The organism is Arthrobacter subterraneus (assembly GCF_900099735.1).
GTDB lineage: Bacteria > Actinomycetota > Actinomycetes > Actinomycetales > Micrococcaceae > Arthrobacter_D > Arthrobacter_D subterraneus.
In genome coordinates this window covers 334,269-351,454 of the sequence record NZ_FNDT01000001.1, presented here as the reverse complement: position 1 = coordinate 351,454, position 17,186 = coordinate 334,269, and the positions used below count along the sequence as shown (strand labels likewise).

General features: G+C 66.1%; 13 protein-coding genes and 1 pseudogene. 3 read left to right on the top strand and 11 right to left on the bottom strand.

From position 1 onward, the window contains the following. Positions 1-80: 80 nt before the first annotated feature. The 5 genes from BLS52_RS01630 to BLS52_RS01610 all read right to left on the bottom strand — a co-directional run bounded on the left by BLS52_RS01630 (position 81) and on the right by BLS52_RS01610 (position 10,567). Positions 81-1,142 carry a type II glyceraldehyde-3-phosphate dehydrogenase gene (locus tag BLS52_RS01630; protein ID WP_071416369.1) on the bottom strand — a complete coding sequence of 354 codons (1,062 nt, stop codon included), beginning with the start codon at positions 1,140-1,142 and terminating at the stop codon, positions 81-83. Further along, positions 1,139-4,396 carry a beta-phosphoglucomutase family hydrolase gene (locus BLS52_RS01625; protein ID WP_090584248.1) on the bottom strand — a complete coding sequence of 1,086 codons (3,258 nt, stop codon included), beginning with the start codon at positions 4,394-4,396 and terminating at the stop codon, positions 1,139-1,141. The genes BLS52_RS01630 and BLS52_RS01625 overlap by 4 nt, the downstream gene beginning before the upstream one ends. A 1-nt stretch (position 4,397) precedes the next feature. Continuing rightward, positions 4,398-6,830 carry a phosphoketolase family protein gene (locus tag BLS52_RS01620; RefSeq protein ID WP_071416370.1) on the bottom strand — a complete coding sequence of 811 codons (2,433 nt, stop codon included), beginning with the start codon at positions 6,828-6,830 and terminating at the stop codon, positions 4,398-4,400. A gap of 54 nt (positions 6,831-6,884) precedes the next feature. Beyond that, on the bottom strand, positions 6,885-9,377 hold the full coding sequence (locus BLS52_RS01615; protein WP_231942015.1) for a heavy metal translocating P-type ATPase: 2,493 nt from the start codon (positions 9,375-9,377) through the stop codon (positions 6,885-6,887). A gap of 854 nt (positions 9,378-10,231) precedes the next feature. Further along, positions 10,232-10,567 carry a heavy-metal-associated domain-containing protein gene (locus tag BLS52_RS01610; protein WP_071416372.1) on the bottom strand — a complete coding sequence of 112 codons (336 nt, stop codon included), beginning with the start codon at positions 10,565-10,567 and terminating at the stop codon, positions 10,232-10,234. A 319-nt stretch (positions 10,568-10,886) separates the two neighbouring features. Between BLS52_RS01610 and BLS52_RS19100 the strand changes: the two genes are divergently transcribed. After that, positions 10,887-11,066, top strand: coding sequence for a hypothetical protein (locus BLS52_RS19100; protein ID WP_217636718.1), 180 nt, complete (start codon positions 10,887-10,889; stop codon positions 11,064-11,066). Here BLS52_RS19100 and BLS52_RS19095 read toward each other — a convergent pair. Further along, positions 11,045-11,215 (bottom strand): annotated as a pseudogene (locus BLS52_RS19095) (LOG family protein); the annotation flags it as partial. The gene BLS52_RS19100 and the pseudogene BLS52_RS19095 sit on opposite strands and share 22 nt — an antisense overlap. A 158-nt stretch (positions 11,216-11,373) precedes the next feature. Beyond that, positions 11,374-11,679, bottom strand: a complete 306-nt coding sequence (locus tag BLS52_RS19090; protein WP_156783986.1) for an LOG family protein — start codon at positions 11,677-11,679, stop codon at positions 11,374-11,376. A 443-nt stretch (positions 11,680-12,122) separates the two neighbouring features. Here BLS52_RS19090 and BLS52_RS01600 point away from each other — a divergent pair, with 443 nt between their 5' ends. Beyond that, entirely contained in the window at positions 12,123-12,548 is a 426-nt protein-coding gene (locus tag BLS52_RS01600; protein ID WP_071416375.1) for a pyridoxamine 5'-phosphate oxidase family protein, read from the top strand. Positions 12,549-12,735: 187 nt separating this feature from the next. Here the strand turns inward: BLS52_RS01600 and BLS52_RS01595 are convergent, their stop codons facing one another. From BLS52_RS01595 to BLS52_RS01580, 4 genes are all read right to left on the bottom strand, one after another. Further along, on the bottom strand, positions 12,736-15,018 hold the full coding sequence (locus BLS52_RS01595) for a heavy metal translocating P-type ATPase (protein WP_071416376.1): 2,283 nt from the start codon (positions 15,016-15,018) through the stop codon (positions 12,736-12,738). A gap of 31 nt (positions 15,019-15,049) precedes the next feature. After that, positions 15,050-15,271, bottom strand: a complete 222-nt coding sequence (locus tag BLS52_RS01590; RefSeq protein ID WP_071416377.1) for a heavy-metal-associated domain-containing protein — start codon at positions 15,269-15,271, stop codon at positions 15,050-15,052. Between the two features lie 36 nt (positions 15,272-15,307). Next, positions 15,308-15,640, bottom strand: coding sequence for a metal-sensitive transcriptional regulator (locus tag BLS52_RS01585; RefSeq protein ID WP_139186211.1), 333 nt, complete (start codon positions 15,638-15,640; stop codon positions 15,308-15,310). Positions 15,641-16,239: 599 nt separating this feature from the next. Continuing rightward, a complete protein-coding gene (locus BLS52_RS01580) occupies positions 16,240-16,443 on the bottom strand; it encodes a hypothetical protein (protein WP_071416379.1) in 204 nt (67 codons plus the stop codon). A gap of 386 nt (positions 16,444-16,829) precedes the next feature. On the opposite strand from BLS52_RS01580, the gene BLS52_RS01575 reads away from it, so the two are divergent. Next, positions 16,830-17,054, top strand: coding sequence for a hypothetical protein (locus BLS52_RS01575; RefSeq protein WP_071416380.1), 225 nt, complete (start codon positions 16,830-16,832; stop codon positions 17,052-17,054). Positions 17,055-17,186: the final 132 nt, after the last annotated feature.

The window sequence follows — 17,186 nt, the reverse complement described above, 5'->3', positions numbered from 1 at the left end:
AGACAGGGCCCGCCTGTCCGGACCTGGCTGCTGCGGAGGCGGCGGGCCGGGCCGGTGGCCGGCCGGGTGTTCGTTATGGTTCACCGGTCGCCGCGCAGGGCGGACACGTTTTCGGCGAGGAAGTCCTGCCGCATGCCCAGGGTTGAGTCGGTGATCTTCATGGAGTCCGCCGCGTCGGGCGCGGTTTCGGTCAGGGCGCGGATGGCGTCGATGGTTTCGGGTACGACGATGGCCTCGTTGTAGACCTGGTAGGTCAGGTAGGCCTCGTCGCCCTGGACCGTGACGAGGTCCTCCCAGACGGCGACTTCCCACATGTCCCCGCGGGGCCGGCCGAGGTCCTTCATCAGTTCGATGGTCGAGTTCAGGGCGACGAGTCCGTCGGCCATCCGGATGAACGCGATGCGCGGCGCGGTGCGCAGGGCCGCGAGGACTTCCTCCCGGCTGGCCGGGCGGGTGAGCTGCAGCGTCCAGTAGTGGTTATGGGTCTGGGTGTGGGCGCCTTTGGCCGCGATGGTCACCAGGTCCAGGCCGGGCAGGACGGTCTGGGCGTCAGGCCCCTGATGGGAAGGGATTTTAGATTCCGGGACCATGGTGTTCATGATCCCGCCCAGGTGCGACTCCCAGGGGTCGGTCGCGCGGCGGATCAGAACGCCGCGGGCCTTGGCCAGCAGCCCGGCGTCCTGCAGCGCGCCAAGGACCCGGACAATGCTGGTGGTATTGCAGGAGACCACGCGGGTCATGTCCCGTCCCAGCGCGCTCTCATAGTTGGCCTGGGCCACGAACGAGTGCCCCGTGGTCTCGTGGGATTCTCCGCCCTGCAGCACAACTTTCACGCCTGCGGCCCGGTAGCGGGGCAGGTTCTCTGCTGCCACGTGTTTGGGTGTCGTGTCGGCAATGACGTCCACCTGCCCCAGGAGGTCCTCCAGTGAGCCCGCGACGGGAAGCCCGGCCTGAAGCATCGCTTGCCGGGCCTCGTCTGTGGACGCGAACAGCGGGAACCTTCCCGCAGCGGACTGGATCCGCCAGTCGGTGACGATGTCGGCGATGCCGATCAGTTCCATGTCCGGCTGCAGTGCGACTGCGTCCGCGACGCGTTTGCCGATGACCCCGTATCCGTTGACGGCCACTCTGGTCTTGCTCATGGGCTTGTCCTTCCTGATTGCGGTTGCGTTGTTGGTTTTGTGGTTGGTGCCGGCCCGGACAGTCCCGGCGTTGACGCTACGGGGAAAGTCTTTTCGTCGCCGCCGGCGAGCAGCGCGTAGTTTCCCGCGACGCCGATGCGGACCGGGGGCGCGGTGCAGGGCTGCAGCCGGATCCGGAGGTGTTCCGGGCCCAGGTGCACGTCGATGCGGTGCCCCCGGTACTGGACCTGGAATCCGGTTGTTCCCAGGTGGGCGGGCAGCCGGGGAGCGAAGGTCAGGGCGTCGGCCTCGATTTGTAGGCCGGCAAAGGAGCGGATAACAATGTCGACCGTCCCGGACATCGCGCCCAGGTGGATTCCCTCACGCGTGGTGCCGCCCTGGGTGTCGTCCAGATCGGCGATCAGGGCTTCGCGGAAGACCTGCCAGGCCCGGGATGCGTCAAACCGGGAGAGCACCGAGGCGTGCACTACGCGGCTGAGCGTGGAACCTTCTGCCGTGCGGGAGAGGTAGTAATTTACCGTGCGTTCCAGGTCCTCTTCGGTGACCGGATAGCCGAGCCGGCGCAGCTGGCCGGTCACGCCGGCGGGCCCGAGAAGATAGAGGAGCATCAGCACGTCGGCCTGTTTGGCCAGTTTGTACCGGTTGGTGTCGTCGTTTTCGGCTTCGAGGATCAAATCCAGGCGCCCGATGTTGCCGTACCTGGCGCGGTAACGCGGCCAGTCCAGTTCGAGCAGGTCCTCGTACCCGTCGAACTGGCTGATGACCCCGTCAGCATGGAAAGCGACGGCGAGCCTGGAACCGAGCCGGGACCAGCGGCTGATCTCCTCCGGACTGATGTGCAGCCGGTCGGCGACATCGTCGCCGGGGTGGCCTGCCAGTTCCCGCAGCACGTCGGCCGCGCGGTCGCAGATCCAGGAGAGCAGGACGTTGGTGTAGGCGTTATCGCGCAGGCCGGTCCCGGGCGCGTCGGGGTAGCCGTCGTGGTACTCGTCCGGTCCCATCACGCCGGCGATGTGGTATCTGTCCCCGGCCGGGTCGAAGGTGGCCAGGGAGGCGAACATCCTGGTCACTTCGATGATCAGTTCCGCCCCGCGGGATGCCAGCCAGTCCCGGTCGCCGGTGGCCTGGAAGTGCTGCCAGGCGTTGTAGGCGACGGCGAGTCCGACGTGGCGCTGGCGGCTGGAGTTATCCGGCATCCACCGGGCCGACCGGGGGTTGTACAGTTGGCGGGGCGTCTCCTCCCGGCCGTCGCTGCCGCTCTGCCAGGGGAAGAGCGCGCCGTTCAGGCCTTCGGCGCGGGCGGCGGACCGCGCGGCGTCCAGCCGCCGCCAGCGGTACTCCAGCAGCGCCCGGCTGACCTCCGGCAGGCGCAGCCCGATCACGGGCAGGACGAACAGTTCGTCCCAGAACACATGTCCGCGGTAGCCTTCCCCGTGCAGGCCCCGGGCCGGCACCCCGGCGTCCAGGACGGCGCTGTGCCCGGAGATGGCCTGCAGCAGGTGGAACACGTGCAGGTTGAGCACCAGCTGTGACTGCCGGTCCGCGTCCAGGGTGATCCCGAACCGGTCCCATAGCCGCCGCCAGGCCGCCTCGTGGTCCTCCAGCAGCGTGCCGAAGCCGGTATCGTGGCGGGACAGCTCCGCCAGGGCTCCAGCCGCGGGAGCGGAGATGGCACCGTCCCGGGAGGTGGCCAGGGCCACGGTCCTGGTCATGGTGACGGGCTGCCCGTCGGCCAGCCGGAGGTCGAACTGCCGCCGGTACCGTGCGTTACCGTTTTCGGCACCGCGGGAGGTGACCGCTGCAGCGCCGTTGAACCCGGTCCGGACGGCGAGGGCGATCCGTATCCGGCTCTGGGTGGTCTCGACCTCGCACAGGACGGTGCTGCTGTCCGTCTCGGTGAACGTGGCGTCCGCCAGGTGCCCCTGGCCGGTGCCGACGTAGGCGCGGACGTTGGTGTTGGCCACCTGGGCGTCGATGCCCGCCCGGACGCTGAGGGTGCCGGTGAAGCCGCGGGCCGTCAGCGTGGTTTCCAGGGCCGCCAGGTGGTGGCGGTGCATGGAGACCAGCCGCCGCTGCACCACGGACAGCTGCCCGCCTTCGGGGCCGGTGAGGGTGGCGCGGCGGGTGAGCACGCCCCGGCGCAGGTCGAGTTCACTTCGTTCTTCCGTGACGTCGAGGTCGCCGGTTGACCACCAGGGCCCGTCACCGATGCGGACGTCGACCGGCAGCCAGTTGGGGACGTTGACCACGTGCTCTTCTTCCAGTTCGCGGCCGTGGATGAGGCCCGCAGTCCGGTTGTAGACCCCGGCCAGGTAGGTCCCCGGATAGTGGATCCCGTCGTCCTTGCGCTCCGGGCGTGCCCCGCGCGTGGCCATGTACCCGTTGCCCAGGGCGGTCAGGGCCTCCCGGTGGCCCTCGTGCGCCGGGTCGAATCCTTCGTAGACCAGCGTCCAGGGATCGGTGCGTGAAGCACCCAGATCCAGCTGGCCGACATCGCCCAGGACGACGTCGGCCCCCGCCAGTTCCAGCTGCTCCCGGTGACCGGTGCGGTCGATGCCGACCACCAGCCCGAAGCCGCCGCGGCGGCCCGCCTGCACGCCGGAGACGGCATCCTCGATGACCGCGGCACACTCCGGCGGCACGCCGAGCCGGCGGGCGGCTTCGAGGAACATCGCCGGATCCGGCTTGCCGGGCAAACCCTGATCCTCGGCGGTCTGGCCGTCGATGATCACGTCGAATGCCGGTTCGAGGCCCGCCGCCTTCAGGAGGGCAGCAGCGTTGCGGCTGGCCGTGACCAGGCCCACGGGAATACCCGCCTCGCGGAGCCGTTCCAGCAGCGCGACAGTCCCGGGATAGGCGCTGACCCCGTCACGGGCCAGTGCCGTGAGGAACAGGTCATTCTTGCGCGACCCCAGTCCGGCAACCGTCCAGGCTTCCGGCCGGTCACCGGGGGAACCTTCGGACAGGTGCAGCCCGCGGGAGGCCAGGAAGGCGCGGATGCCGTCTTCCCGCTTCCGGCCGTCCACATAAAGCCGGTAGTCCGCATCAGCGTCGAACGGTGGGGTGTCCGCTCCTGTGCCGGACCGCGGGTCGGCCAGGACGGAATCGAACAGCTCCTTCCAGGCCGCCGCATGTACGACGGCGGTCCGGGTAACGACTCCGTCCATATCGAAGAGCACAGCATCAAAGGGCAATAGGGTGCGGTGCCCGGAGGCCTGGGACGGGTGTAGTCCGCCGGGATGAACGGGGGACATGCTAAACCGGTTCCTCTCGCGCTTCATCGGCCGGCTGGTTGGCCGGCCCGGGCACGGCGGCCCATTGCCAGTTCCTGATTTCGGGCATGTCCTCGCCGTGGGTCCGGATGTACTGGCGGTGCTCGATCAGCTTGTTTTTCAGCTCCTCGCGCACGTGCGCCGCGATGTCCTTCAGGCGCGGCACCCGGTCGATGACGTCGATGGCCAGGCTGAACCGGTCGATCTCGTTGAGCACGCACATATCGAACGGTGTCGTGGTCGTGCCTTCCTCCTTGTACCCGCGGACGTGGAAGTTGCCGTGGTTGGTGCGCCGGTAGGTGAGCCGGTGGATCAGCCACGGGTAGCCGTGGTAGGCGAAGATGACCGGCTTGTCCGTGGTGAACAGGGCGTCGAACTCACGGTCGGCCAGGCCGTGCGGATTTTCGGCGTCGTCCTGCAGCCGCATCAGGTCCACGACGTTGACCACCCGGATCTTCAGGTCCGGGAAGCGGGAGCGCAGGATGTCCACGGCGGCCAGGGTTTCCATGGTCGGCACGTCCCCGGCGCACCCCATCACCATGTCCGGTTCGGTGCCGGCATCCGTGCTGGCCCAGTCCCAGATGCCGATGCCCTTGGTGCAGTGCACGATGGCGTCGTCCATGTCCAGATACTGCAGCTGCGGCTGCTTGCCGGCCACGATCACGTTGACGTACTGGCGGCTGCGCAGGCAGTGGTCGGCGACGGACAGCAGCGTGTTCGCGTCCGGCGGCAGGTACACGCGGATCACCTCGGACTTCTTGTTGATCACGTGGTCGATGAAGCCCGGATCCTGATGGGAGAAGCCGTTGTGGTCCTGTCGCCAGACGTGGGAGGTCAGCAGATAATTAAGGGAAGCGACCGGCCGGCGCCAGGAGATGCCGTTGGCGGTATCCAGCCACTTGGCGTGCTGGTTGAACATGGAGTCCACGATGTGGATGAAGGCCTCGTAGCAGGAGAAGAGCCCGTGCCGGCCGGTGAGCAGGTAGCCTTCCAGCCAGCCCTGGCAGGTGTGCTCGGAGAGGATCTCCATCACCCGGCCATCACGGGCGAGATGGTCATCCTCCTCGACGGTCCGGGCGTTCCAGGCCCGGTCCGTGGCTTCCAGCACGGCGCCGAGCCGGTTCGAATTGTTCTCATCCGGGGCGAAGACCCTGAAGTTGTCCATGTTGGCGGCCATGACGTCCCGCAGCATTTCACCGAGCACACGGGTGGCCTCCACCGCCCCGGTGCCCGGCTCGGACACCGGCACCGCGTAGTCGCGGAAGTCGGGCATCCGCAGGTCCTTCAGCAGGACACCGCCGTTGGCGTGCGGGCTGGCGCTCATCCGCCGTGCCCCTTCCGGGTGCAGGGCGCGGACCGCTTCGACCGGGGCACCGGAGTCGTCGAAAAGTTCCTCCGGGCGGTAGCTGCGCAGCCAGTCCTCCAGGACCTGCCGGTGGCTCTCGTTTTCCCGTGCGGCGCTGAAGGGCACCTGGTGGGAGCGCCAGGAGCCTTCGACCTTCTGCCCGTCGACTTCGGCCGGTCCCGTCCATCCCTTGGGGGAGCGCAGCACGATCATCGGCCAACGCGGGCGTTCGGTCCGGCCCTCGTCCCGGGCACGGCGGCGGATTTCCCGGATCTCGTCAAGGCAGGCGTCCAGGGTCCGGGCGAAGTCCTGGTGCATCTGGTCCGGGTCTTCGCCCTCAACGTAGTAGGGGGTGTGGCCGTAGCCGCGCAGCAGCCCGTCCAGTTCGTCCCGGTCCATGCGGGCCAGGACCGTGGGATTGGCGATCTTGTAGCCGTTCAGGTGCAGGATCGGCAGCACGGCCCCGTCACGTGCCGGGTTCATGAACTTGTTGGAGTGCCAGCTCGCCGCCAGCGGCCCGGTTTCGGCTTCCCCATCTCCCACAACCGCCGCGACGATCAGGTCCGGGTTGTCGAAGGCCGCCCCGTAGGCGTGGGAGAGGGCATACCCCAGCTCCCCGCCTTCATGGATGGATCCGGGGGTTTCCGGGGCGACGTGGCTGGGAATGCCTCCCGGGAAGGAGAACTGTTTGAACAGCCGTTTCATCCCCGCCAGGTCCTGGGATACATCGGGATAGGTCTCGCTGTAGGTACCTTCAAGCCACCCGGCGGCGACCGGGCCCGGCCCGCCGTGTCCCGGGCCCATGACGTACATCATGTCCAGGTCCCGCTCCATGATGACCCGGTTCAAATGGGCGTAAATGAAGTTCAGTCCCGGAGTGGTGCCCCAATGCCCCAGCAGCCGCGGCTTAACATGCTCCGGCCGCAGCGGTTCCCGCAGCAGCGGGTTGTCCATCAGATAAATCTGCCCCACGGACAGATAGTTTGCCGCCCGCCACCAGGCGTGGATGCGCTGAAGCTGATCGGGTGTCAGTACGCAATCCTTCTCGGACAGTTCCTGAGTGTGGTTCATGGATGTAGCTGCCTTTCGCTTTCGTCATGACGGTCGTAATCTGAACCGCTGTATCTACTTCGCGCCGGTGGGTTGGGGTGCGGGCGCGGCTTCGGCGACCTGGCCCATGGCCTCTCCCGGCTCCGGCAGGTCCAGCCGCTTCAAGAGCAGGGCGTTGACCGCGACGATGACACTGGAACCGGACATCGAAATGGCGGCGATTTCCGGGCTGAGCATGATGCCGAGTGAGGGGTAGAAGACGCCGGCGGCGATCGGCAGAGCGATGACGTTGTAGCCGATGGCCCAGCCCAGGTTCTGGCGCATCTTGCGCACGGTGCCCTTGCCGATGCGCAATGCTGTGGGCACGTCCAGCGGATCAGAGCGCATGAGCACCACGTCTGCGGTTTCGATGGCCACGTCGGTGCCGGCACCGATGGCGATGCCGAGGTCGGCCTGGGCGAGGGCGGGGGCGTCGTTGACGCCGTCGCCGACCATGGCGACCCGTTTACCCGCCTTCTGAAGTTCGGTTACCTTCGCGGATTTATCCTCCGGGAGCACCTCGGCGATGACCGTGTCGATGCCCAGCTGGGCGGCGATGCGCCTGGCGGTGGCCTCGTTGTCGCCGGTGAGCATGACAACCTCGATCCCGGCCTCGTGCAGGGCCGCCACGGCGGGGGCAGCGGTCTCGCGGGCGGCATCGGCCAAGGCGATGACACCGGCGGCCCTGCCGTCCACGGCCACCAACACCGCGGTGCGGCCGGTGGAGGCGAGGGTTTCACGCTGCTCGGCGATGGGGGCAATATCAACGCCTTCGGCAATCATGAGCTTTCGGTTCCCCACCAGGACCCTGCGCCCGTCCACGGTGGCACCGGCACCGTGTCCGGGGACATTCCGGAAGGAACTGGCGTCCAGCGAGGACACGCCCCGGGCCACGGCGTAGTTGACGACGGCGCCGGCCAGGGGGTGCTCGGATTCGCGTTCCACTGCGGCGACGAGGGCCAGAAGTACATCCTCGCCGATGCCGTGGGCGATGAAATCGGTGACTTCCGGTTCGCCCTTGGTCAGGGTGCCGGTCTTGTCAAGAATTACGGTATCGATGCGGGCGGAGGTTTCCAGTGCCGTGGCATTCTTGAACAGCACGCCGCGTTTGGCGCCCAACCCGGTGCCGACCATGATCGCGGTCGGAGTGGCCAGACCGAGGGCGTCAGGGCAAGTGATGACCACCACGGTGATGGCGAACAGGATAGCCTGGGCCACACTGGCGCCGGCGAGCCACCAGGCCAGGAACGTCGCCGAGCCGCCGATCAGGGCGACGAACACGAGCCAGAACGCGGCCCGGTCCGCCAGCCGCTGCCCGGGTGCCTTGGAGTTCTGGGCCTCCTGCACCAGAGCGACGATCTGTGCCAGGGCGGTGTCGGCGCCGACTTTGGTGGCCCGGACACGGAGCGTACCGGTGGTATTCACCGAAGCGCCGATCACCTCAGAGCCGGCGGATTTGGCGACCGGCAGGCTTTCCCCGGTGACCATGGACTCATCGATCTCGGATTCGCCCTCTTCGACGACACCGTCGGTGGGGATCTTCGATCCCGGACGGACCAGCATCAAATCCCCGGGCATCACCTCGGCGGTCGGGACTTCCACCGGTTCCCCGTCGCGAATGACCAGGGCCATCGAGGGTGCGAGTTCGAGCAGCGTACGGACGGCGTCGTTGGCGCCGCCCCGTGCCCGCATTTCAAACCAGTGGCCCAGCAGCACGAAGGTGGCCAGGACGGTGGCCGCTTCGTAGAACACTTCGCCGCCACCGGTCAGCGTGACGATGAGGCTGTAAAGCCAGCCGGCTCCGACGCCGACGGCGACCAGGACCATCATGTCCAGGGTGCGGGCCTTCAACGCCCGGTAGGCGCCGTCAAAGAAGATCCAAGCCGAGTAAAAGATCACCGGCAGGGACAGGATGAGCGCGAAGACGTCGTCGCGCAGGCCGAACGGGGCCGGGACCGTGAAGCCGAGGACGTCGCGCCCGATAGGCGACCAGAGGGTGATGGGTATTGACAGCAGAGCCGCCAGGAGAAAGCGGTTGCGCATGTCACGGATCATGGACTCCATCGACATGCCGTGCCCGCCATGCCCGCCGTGGCCCATGACTTCCTGCGCGTCCCGGACCGCGGCCTTGCCGTGCCCGGCGTGCTCCCCGTGCTCCCCGTGGGAGACCTGAGCTTCCTGAACCGTGATGTTCTCCGTGCCGCCCGGTGCCGCGGGTTCCTTCAGCGCCGTCGTTCCGTGTCCTGAATGGCTTTCGTGCCCTGCATGGTCTTCATGCATGGGGTCGCAGATGTGCTCCGGCACGGATTGGCCGGCGCAGTGGTAGCCGCACTCACGCACCCACCGGGTCAGTTCCGCGACCGAAGTCCGGTCCGGGTCGAAAGTGACGTTGGCGGTCTGGGCCACAGGATTGGTCTCCACGCTGAGCACGCCCGGTCTGCGGGACAGCACGGATTCGCTGACCGACTTGGACGAGGCCCAGTGGACACCGGATACCTCCATGACCGCGGTTTGGGTTTTTTGATTCACGGGTATTTGTTCCTCTCGGAATTGACGTTGCTCAAGCGATGCGGAAGTTCCAGCTCAGCGTGATCGCACGCCGGGAACATGCGGTGGCGGAAGGACCTGATCCGCTGGTGCCCGGCACAATGGATCAGGTCAAAGTTGTCCTAAACGCGGCTGGTGGAAAGCTGAAGAAGGCAGACGGGTTTCGCGTGCGTCTTTGATGTGTCAGCCGTAGCAGCCGGCGGACCCGCCACCATGAAGGTGGGGCTGAAATCGGGTCTGTCTGACAAGGACTCCGTCAACACCGCAGGGGCTATGCCAGTGGAGCACTTGGCTTCCTGGCCGTCGCTGTGTGGGCAATGGCCGGTGGGCGCCAAGCTGTCGGGAAGGACTGAGGCAGAGACGTTCGCCGCAGCGGTGTTGTCATTGGAGAGGCGGTGGCCGTGGTCCGGGGAATCTGAACCCGCCGGCGCGGGCGATTCGAGTTGAGCGCCCCATCCGGAGGCTTCGGACCATTGGCCTGGATTCGTGGGGAAGCCTGTGCTCACGGCGGTAAGAACGGCGAGCAGGGTAAGTGCCGCCAGCCACGCGGACAAGGGGGAGCGAAGGCATCGGCGCCGTGCTCCAGGCATAGTGCTTACCCCCTGATCTTCGATCTGAAAGTCCCGCCGGGGCAAGCCCCAAGTCCGAGCATACATGCGCACTCAGGGCTTTGAGCTTTTGTTTCCAACGATCCGCCGTGCGTCCCGGTCTTTGCCATATGGCGGCAGGAGGCAGGGGGAGGAGGAGGGAATCCGGGGGATGTGTCTTCGCCGGCACTTTCACTGTGACGGGTCAGCCTTGCCGGCCCGCACAGTGCAGGCCGGCGTCAACAGCGGCTACCTGCTTCCGGCGAGCTCATAGCCCGCATTGGCTACCGCGGCGCGGACGGCCTCAGGGGACAACGGTCCTGTGCTGCGAACCGTAATCTTCGAGGTGCCGCCGGGAACCAGCGAGACCTGGACATCACCGACACCGTCGAGCCTGCCGATCTCGCGCGAGACGCCGGAGGCGCAGCCCCCGCAGGTCATGCCGTTAACCAGGTATTCCGACTCTGTGGCGGCAGGGGTTGTGGTCTGGATGATCACTTCGGAGTGCTGGGCCGGGCCGCAGCAGGAGCAGCCTGGCGCGCTGTTGGTGTTCCGGGGGGTTTCCTGGACTGTTGAACCGCACATATCGATCTCCTCAAAGATGGTTGCAAAGCGTGCGGTGGGGCCGATTTTGACCTGAGAGGGCCCTGCCGCACTGCGGGGACCTTCATCGCGTAGGACCCTTCGCGGGGCCGAGACAGCATGTTCCGGTAATCCCAAAGTATACCCACTATGGGTATGCGTCAAGGTCTTTACCATGGGGTATGGCTCACACCCAAGGCAGTATGGTGAACTGTGTCCCCGGGGTCCGCCCGCCGGCTTCCAATGCCAGCCGGAATCATCAGGGCGTGACCTGATGGGGGAGGATTTCCGGAAGACCCGCCATGGGGTCAAAGGGCTTCGTGTGCAGCCGGTACCGGGGAAGGGGCGGGCGGTGCTGGTGCCGTTGCAGGGCGAGTTGGCGGAGGTGACACTCATGGGCGAACCCGGCGGCGTCGTCGACCTGTCGGCAATTCGGAGCAACCGTAAATCGGCCGGGGCGATCAGGCCCCGGCTTCCGGGCTTCTCGAGCAACCACGAGTAGAGGCCGCTCCAGCACTCGGAGCCCAACAGGACCACTGCGAATTCGTGCATCTTCCCTGGCTGCACCAACGTGAGGGCTTCAAACAGTTCGTCCAAAGTTCCAAACCCACCGGGAAGTACCGGGAACGCTGATGAATATCGAACGAACATAAGCTTTCGCGCAAAGAAGTATCTAGAAGTATCTAGAAGTATCTAGAAGTATCTAGAAGTATCTAGAAGTATCTAGAAGTATCTAGAAGTATCTAGAAGTATCTTAAACGTGACGGATACATCGAGGTAGTCGTTTAAGCCTTGCTCGTGGGGAAGCTCTATGCCAAACCTACCGAGGTTCCGCCCGCCTCCTTAGCACCCCTGTTCGCGGCCATGATGCCGGGGCCACCGCCGGTAATGACGGTGAATCCCTGTCCGGCTAATTCTGCTCCCAGCCGTCGTGCCAGGTCATAGTCGGGATCCTCACGCGGCGTACGGGAGGATCCGAAGACCGTGACGGCTTTGCCTATCCGGGCCAACGCATCGAACCCTTCCTCGAATCCAGTCAGGATCCTTGCCATCCGTGCCGGATCGTCGGCAGGGCCGGCCGGTACTGATAGTAGTTCGGTGTCGGTCATTTTCATTCGGACCACAACCTTTCCCCTACAGCGCAACGCACAGGCCCGCACGCTTTAAAGCTCGTCGCGTCATTTTGCCTGCCCGTACCCATTCTCCGGCACACCCGGCTGCCGAAGAACGGCAACTGTTCTTATGCGGGACTCGAGGTGCCGGAATGCCTGGCACCAATTTGCCGGTGGCCTGGCTGACTGTCCTGCCCGGTCCGGGAGTGCCGGACCGGGCAGCAGAATCCACACACGTACACCCTGATGCCAGGGGCAGATCATTGGGGGTACCGCAAGTTCCCTGGAGCTGGCACAGTTGCCCCTTGGGCGCTCAAACGAAGGCAGTCGCCGGCGGCTCCGGCCACGAGGCGGGGCAGGCCTGCCGCACGGTTTACCCACCCGCACCGGGCGGACTGTCGCTGAGCCGCTTTGCTTTTGCAGCAAACCTTTGAAGAGTGGGGGGCATGATGTTCGAACATGACGATCCGATCCTTGAACTCACCGACGACCAGTGCTGGAAGCTGCTGGAAAAGACCCGGCACGGCCGGATTGTCCTGACAGCGGCGGGGGAGACGGACATCTTCCCTATTAACTACCTGGTGCACGACGGAGTGCTGCTCATGCGCAGCGCACCGGGCACGAAGCTCGCGGAGATCACCATCAACGAGAACGTGGTGTTCGAAACGGACGGTATCGGCAGTGACGAAGCGTGGAGCGTCGTCGTGAAGGGAACAGCCAGGGTCCTGCAGTCCGGCGCAGAGATTGCCGAAGCCGAAAGCCTGGGACTGAAAACCTGGGTTCCCACGCTGAAGGACTTCTACATCGAGGTGAAACCGGAGCGCATCAGCGGCCGGCACTTTATCCTGGGCGAACAGCCCGCGCGGTTCTAACGCTTCAGCGCCTTTAGGCAGCGGCATGGACTGTGACCGATCGGAAGCGAATACGCCCGGTTCACACAAGGCGTGATCCATCCGTCTTTCTGCCCCGGAGCCGGCCACAGAGGGGACTGTGGGCCCTCCCCGTCTCGTTCAGACCCTTGGCCTGCAATGACCTGCTGCTGCTCCAGCTCTGATTGGACTAGCGTCCGAAGCGGCGCAGCCGGAGCGAGTTTGTGACGACAAGTACGGAGCTGGCAGCCATGGCGGCACCGGCGATCATTGGGTTCAGCAGTCCTAGCGCGGCGATCGGGATTCCGACCGCGTTGTAGAAGAAGGCCCAGAAGAGGTTTGTCTTGATCGTGGCGAGGGTGCGGCGGGAGAGTTCGATGGCCTGGGCTACCTGTGGCAGGTGATCGCCCATGACCGTCAGGTCGGCTGCTTCGATGGCCACGTCGGTGCCTGATCCCATCGCTATGCCCAGGTCGGCCTGTGCCAGTGCAGCGGCGTCGTTGACGCCGTCGCCGGCCATGGCCACTGTCCTGCCGGAGACCTGGAGGCGGCGGACGTGCTCGACTTTCTCATGCGGTAGGACTTCGGCCAGCACATCGTGCGCGTCGATGCCGACGGCCTTCGCGACCTGCGCCGCGACGGCAGCGTTGTCTCCGGTGAGCAGCATCGGGCGCAGCCCAAGCTCCCGGAACCGGGTCACGGCCGCCTTCGAGCCGTCCTTGATGGTGTCCCTGAGGCTGATGATCCCGGCAGGTGTCCCGTCGACGGCGACCCAGACGGCGGTCGCACCGCCATCCTGCAACTCGGACAGCAGCTCGCGGTGTTCCTGCGTGACGGTGATACCGTGACCGGCCAGCAGGCCTTCGCGTCCTGCCACGACGGTGTGCCCGCTGACAGTGCCGCGGACCCCGCCGCCGGGGGTGCTGGTGAAAGCGCTGACCGCCGGGAGCGGTCCGTGCTGCCCGGCGGCGGCGGTAATGGCGCGGCCGAGCGGGTGCTCGCTGGCGGCTTCGACGGCTCCAGCCAACTGCAGGATCTCATCCTCACCGATGGAGGCCAGCGGGGTGACGGCGGTGACGGCGAGGTTGCCGGTGGTGACGGTGCCGGTCTTGTCCAGCACGATCGTGTCTACCGTGCGGGTGTCTTCGAGGACCTGGGGTCCGCGGATCAGGATGCCGAGCTGGGCTCCGCGTCCGGTGCCGGTGAGCAGCCCCACCGGGGTCGCGAGCCCGAGGGCGCAGGGGCAGGCGATGACGAGCACGGCGACGGCGGAAGTGAAGGCGCCGTTCAGGTCACCGGTGATGACCATCCAGAGGACGAACGTCAGCACGGCGACGGCCAGGACGACGGGCACGAATACGGAGCTGATGCGGTCGGCGAGCCGGGCGATCGGCGCTTTGCCGCTTTGAGCCTGGCTGACGAGGCGGCCCATCTGCGCCAAAGTGGTTTCGCTGCCCACCCTGGTTGCCCTGACGAGCAGGCGGCCGGAGGCGTTGATGGTTGCCCCGGTGACCGGGTCGCCCGGTGTCACGTCCACCGGCACTGATTCTCCCGTGACCAGAGAGACATCGACCGCGCTTTCGCCCTCTGCGACAATGCCGTCGGTCGCGATCTTTTCGCCCGGGCGGACGACGAAGACATCGCCGGCGGCCAGGGATCCGGCCGGGACACGTGTCTCCACCCCGTGACGCAGGACCACGGCCTCTTTCGCCCCGAGGTTCAGCAGTGCCTTGAGGGCGTCTCCGGCCCGCTGCTTGGCGTTGGCTTCCAGGTAGCGGCCGAGCAGCAGGAAGGTTACGACCACGGCGGCGACTTCGAAGTAGAGCGCGTGCGCATCCATGTCCATGCCAGGGTGGGCGGTGAGGTCAGGGTCGGCGAAGAGCTGCCAGGCAGAGAACAGGAACGCGGCGGTGACCCCGAGCGAGACCAGGGTATCCATCGTGGATCCCAGGTGCCGGGCGTTGATGGCCGCAGCCCGGTGGAACGGCCAGGCCGCCCAGCTCACCACCGGAAGCGTCAGGACAAGGGCCAGCCACCCCCAGTTCGGGAACTGGGCTCCCGGGACCATCGAAACAACCACCACGGGAACGGTGAACACCGCGGCTACGATCAGCCGCCGCAGCAGTCCGGCAGCGTGCACATGGACCGGTGTTCCGGCTGCCGCCTGCCCCTCACGGGGACCGCCGGTATCGGGTGCAATGGCACCCCGCTCCGGTACCTCCGGGGCCGAGGCCGTCTTGAGTGTGGCCTTGTAGCCGGTCGCGTTGACCGTCTCGACGATCTGTTGGTCGGTTACCGTCTCCGGGACCGTGACCTGGGCTGACTCAAGCGGAAGGTTGACCGTGGCGCTGACGCCCTCGAGTTTGCCCAGTTTCCGTTCGACGCGGGCCACACAGGAGGCGCAGGTCATGCCTTCGATGTCTAGTTCAACGATGCGTGTGTTCGGCGCTTCTGTCTGCGTCGTGGTTGCCATAATCCTGTTCCGTCGCTGTGGGGTGAGGTGTTCAGGCGCCGTTGGAGACGACGACGTAGCCAGCCTCCGCGACAGCTTCGCTGATTTCCGCCGGCTTCAGCGGCATGCGGGAACTGATCGCCGCGCGGGAGATACCGCCTTTGTTCAATTCCACGTTGACCTCTTCGACACCGTCGAGGGCCGAGAGTTCCTCGGTCACGGCGTCCACGCAGTGTCCGCAGGTCATTCCGGAGATGCTGATGGTAGTTTCCATGGTGATTGTCCTTATCGGTAGCCGGGGAGGCTTCGGCTAGCGCAGCAGGCGGCTGATCGCCTCCGAGGCTTCCCGGACTTTGTCCTGGACTGCGGCAGGGTCCCCGGTGGCCACGGACTCGTTCGCTGCACCCACGACGCAATGCGAAATATGCTCCTCAAGCAGTCCGATGCTCACCGCGTGGAGCGCCTTGGTGACAGCGGAAATCTGCGTGAGAACGTCGACGCAGTACTTGTCGTCCTCAATCATCCGTGCGATACCGCGGACCTGCCCCTCAATCCGGTTGAGCCGGCGTTTGTAGGCGGCCTTGTCGGCGGTGTATCCGTGGATGGCCCCCTCGTCAAGGGGTGTCGAAACTACGCCTTCCATGGCCGGTCCTTTCATCGTTTCCTCCAATATATACCCCTAGGGGGTAATTGGTCAAGGTTTCGCGCTGGCCTATTAAGGTGCTCGGCGCGAGCGGTGGGTCGGCCCCGCAGGCTGAGCGTGCGGGGCATCGTGAGACCGGAGCGGACGGGGAGCGAGCACAGAGCGGTCACGAAGACCATTGCCATCGGCTGCGCCGGGCCCGTCCGGACCTCCAAGAAGTCCATTCCGGGTGAGTTGTGCGACGTGACCGGCTGTCACTGCGATCAGCCCGCAAAGCCATTCGCCTCGCACTCGTGTTCTGGCCAGGCAGGGTAGCGCCGTGCCTGTTGAGCGGAGCGATGAAGGCCGCACAGGCCCTCGCTGCCGTGGTCCACCAGGTCTGCTGCAATAGCAGCGGAGTGTCCATCGCCAAGGCCTGCTGCAACGGGCCGGGATTGAGCGAAAGGTCCTGCCAGTTAGTGGCTGCGGCGTGGGGTGCATGTATGCGATGTCGGTTTCCGGCTGGCTATGAGCCCGGCGGATTGCCTCGCCCGGCATTCGACAACGGGGCAGGCCCGGTCGTCCTGATTCCGCACTTAAGCGTTACGGCCTTGACACAATCAACGCCGTCCACGGGAAGCCCAGGCTGTGACGATGGCCAGGACCGGGCCCAGGAGCGGGACAAGCGATCCGACGAGCATGCCGATCCTGGCCACCGCGCCACGCCGACCCGTACTGCCAAGCACCAGGAGGAAGGAGGCCGAATGCACTACCGCTGAGGCGACGACGATGCCCATGATGGCGTCCCCTACCAGCTCCTCCAATGGATCCTCCTTTGGCGACATCTGTAAAGCTGTAGTGCCCACGCCCGCCGTCTGTCATGCCCACCGGCCCCGGGGTTTGAAAACCCAGCCAGCCGGTTTGAGTTTACGGCATCTGCCTCCCGGCTACGGATGACGCGGCAGCGGTCAGCCAACGTGAAGCCGGGGGATAGCGCGCGGGTTGGCGTTGTTCCGGCTGATGACTTCTCGTACCACGCAGGCCGGTCTTTGTGCGCATTCGGTAACCCTTCAACTGGCTGGCACCCTGCCGGCAACACCATCGTGTTTACGGCGGACAGCCCAAGGCAGCGGGCCCCGGGGCCCGGTATCGCCCTTTGCTGTACGCAGGGGGTGTTGTTAGCGGCCGTGGCCGGGTGGGACGATCCAGTATGGGTGACGAACGAGACGAGGAAGCCGGCTCCCGGCGGCAGCCTGCCACTTCTGCCATACCCCTGATCCTTCCCGAGGCCGACGGTAGCTGGGGCAGCGGGCTGCGGGGACAGATGCGCCGCCGCCGCGATGCCGCAGAGAAACTTCGCCAACACCAGCAGCAGGCCAGGGAAAAAGCCGAAGGGCAGGACAACGACGGGGAATCCGGATGCGCATCCTCCTAAAGCAGCGTCGGCGGCGCGGCTGCTCCGCCCTGACATCGGCTTCGCGGGCGGAAGATGGTGCAGTATCGGTCCGGAAGGCGGATCATGTCTTCTGCTCGGCGCATGCTTAGCTCTGCCTGTTCTGCCGGCCCC

Coding starts and splice junctions, on each gene's coding strand:
- BLS52_RS01625 (WP_090584248.1), bottom strand. CDS start 4,396: ATGTCCCCCGTTCATCCCGGCGGACTACACCCGTCCCAGGCCTCCGGG.
- BLS52_RS01585 (WP_139186211.1), bottom strand. CDS start 15,640: ATGGAAGGCGTAGTTTCGACACCCCTTGACGAGGGGGCCATCCACGGA.
- BLS52_RS19090 (WP_156783986.1), bottom strand. CDS start 11,679: ATGAAAATGACCGACACCGAACTACTATCAGTACCGGCCGGCCCTGCC.
- BLS52_RS01610 (WP_071416372.1), bottom strand. CDS start 10,567: ATGTGCGGTTCAACAGTCCAGGAAACCCCCCGGAACACCAACAGCGCG.
- BLS52_RS01575 (WP_071416380.1), top strand. CDS start 16,830: ATGGGTGACGAACGAGACGAGGAAGCCGGCTCCCGGCGGCAGCCTGCC.
- BLS52_RS01600 (WP_071416375.1), top strand. CDS start 12,123: ATGATGTTCGAACATGACGATCCGATCCTTGAACTCACCGACGACCAG.
- BLS52_RS01620 (WP_071416370.1), bottom strand. CDS start 6,830: ATGAACCACACTCAGGAACTGTCCGAGAAGGATTGCGTACTGACACCC.
- BLS52_RS01630 (WP_071416369.1), bottom strand. CDS start 1,142: ATGAGCAAGACCAGAGTGGCCGTCAACGGATACGGGGTCATCGGCAAA.
- BLS52_RS01590 (WP_071416377.1), bottom strand. CDS start 15,271: ATGGAAACTACCATCAGCATCTCCGGAATGACCTGCGGACACTGCGTG.
- BLS52_RS01595 (WP_071416376.1), bottom strand. CDS start 15,018: ATGGCAACCACGACGCAGACAGAAGCGCCGAACACACGCATCGTTGAA.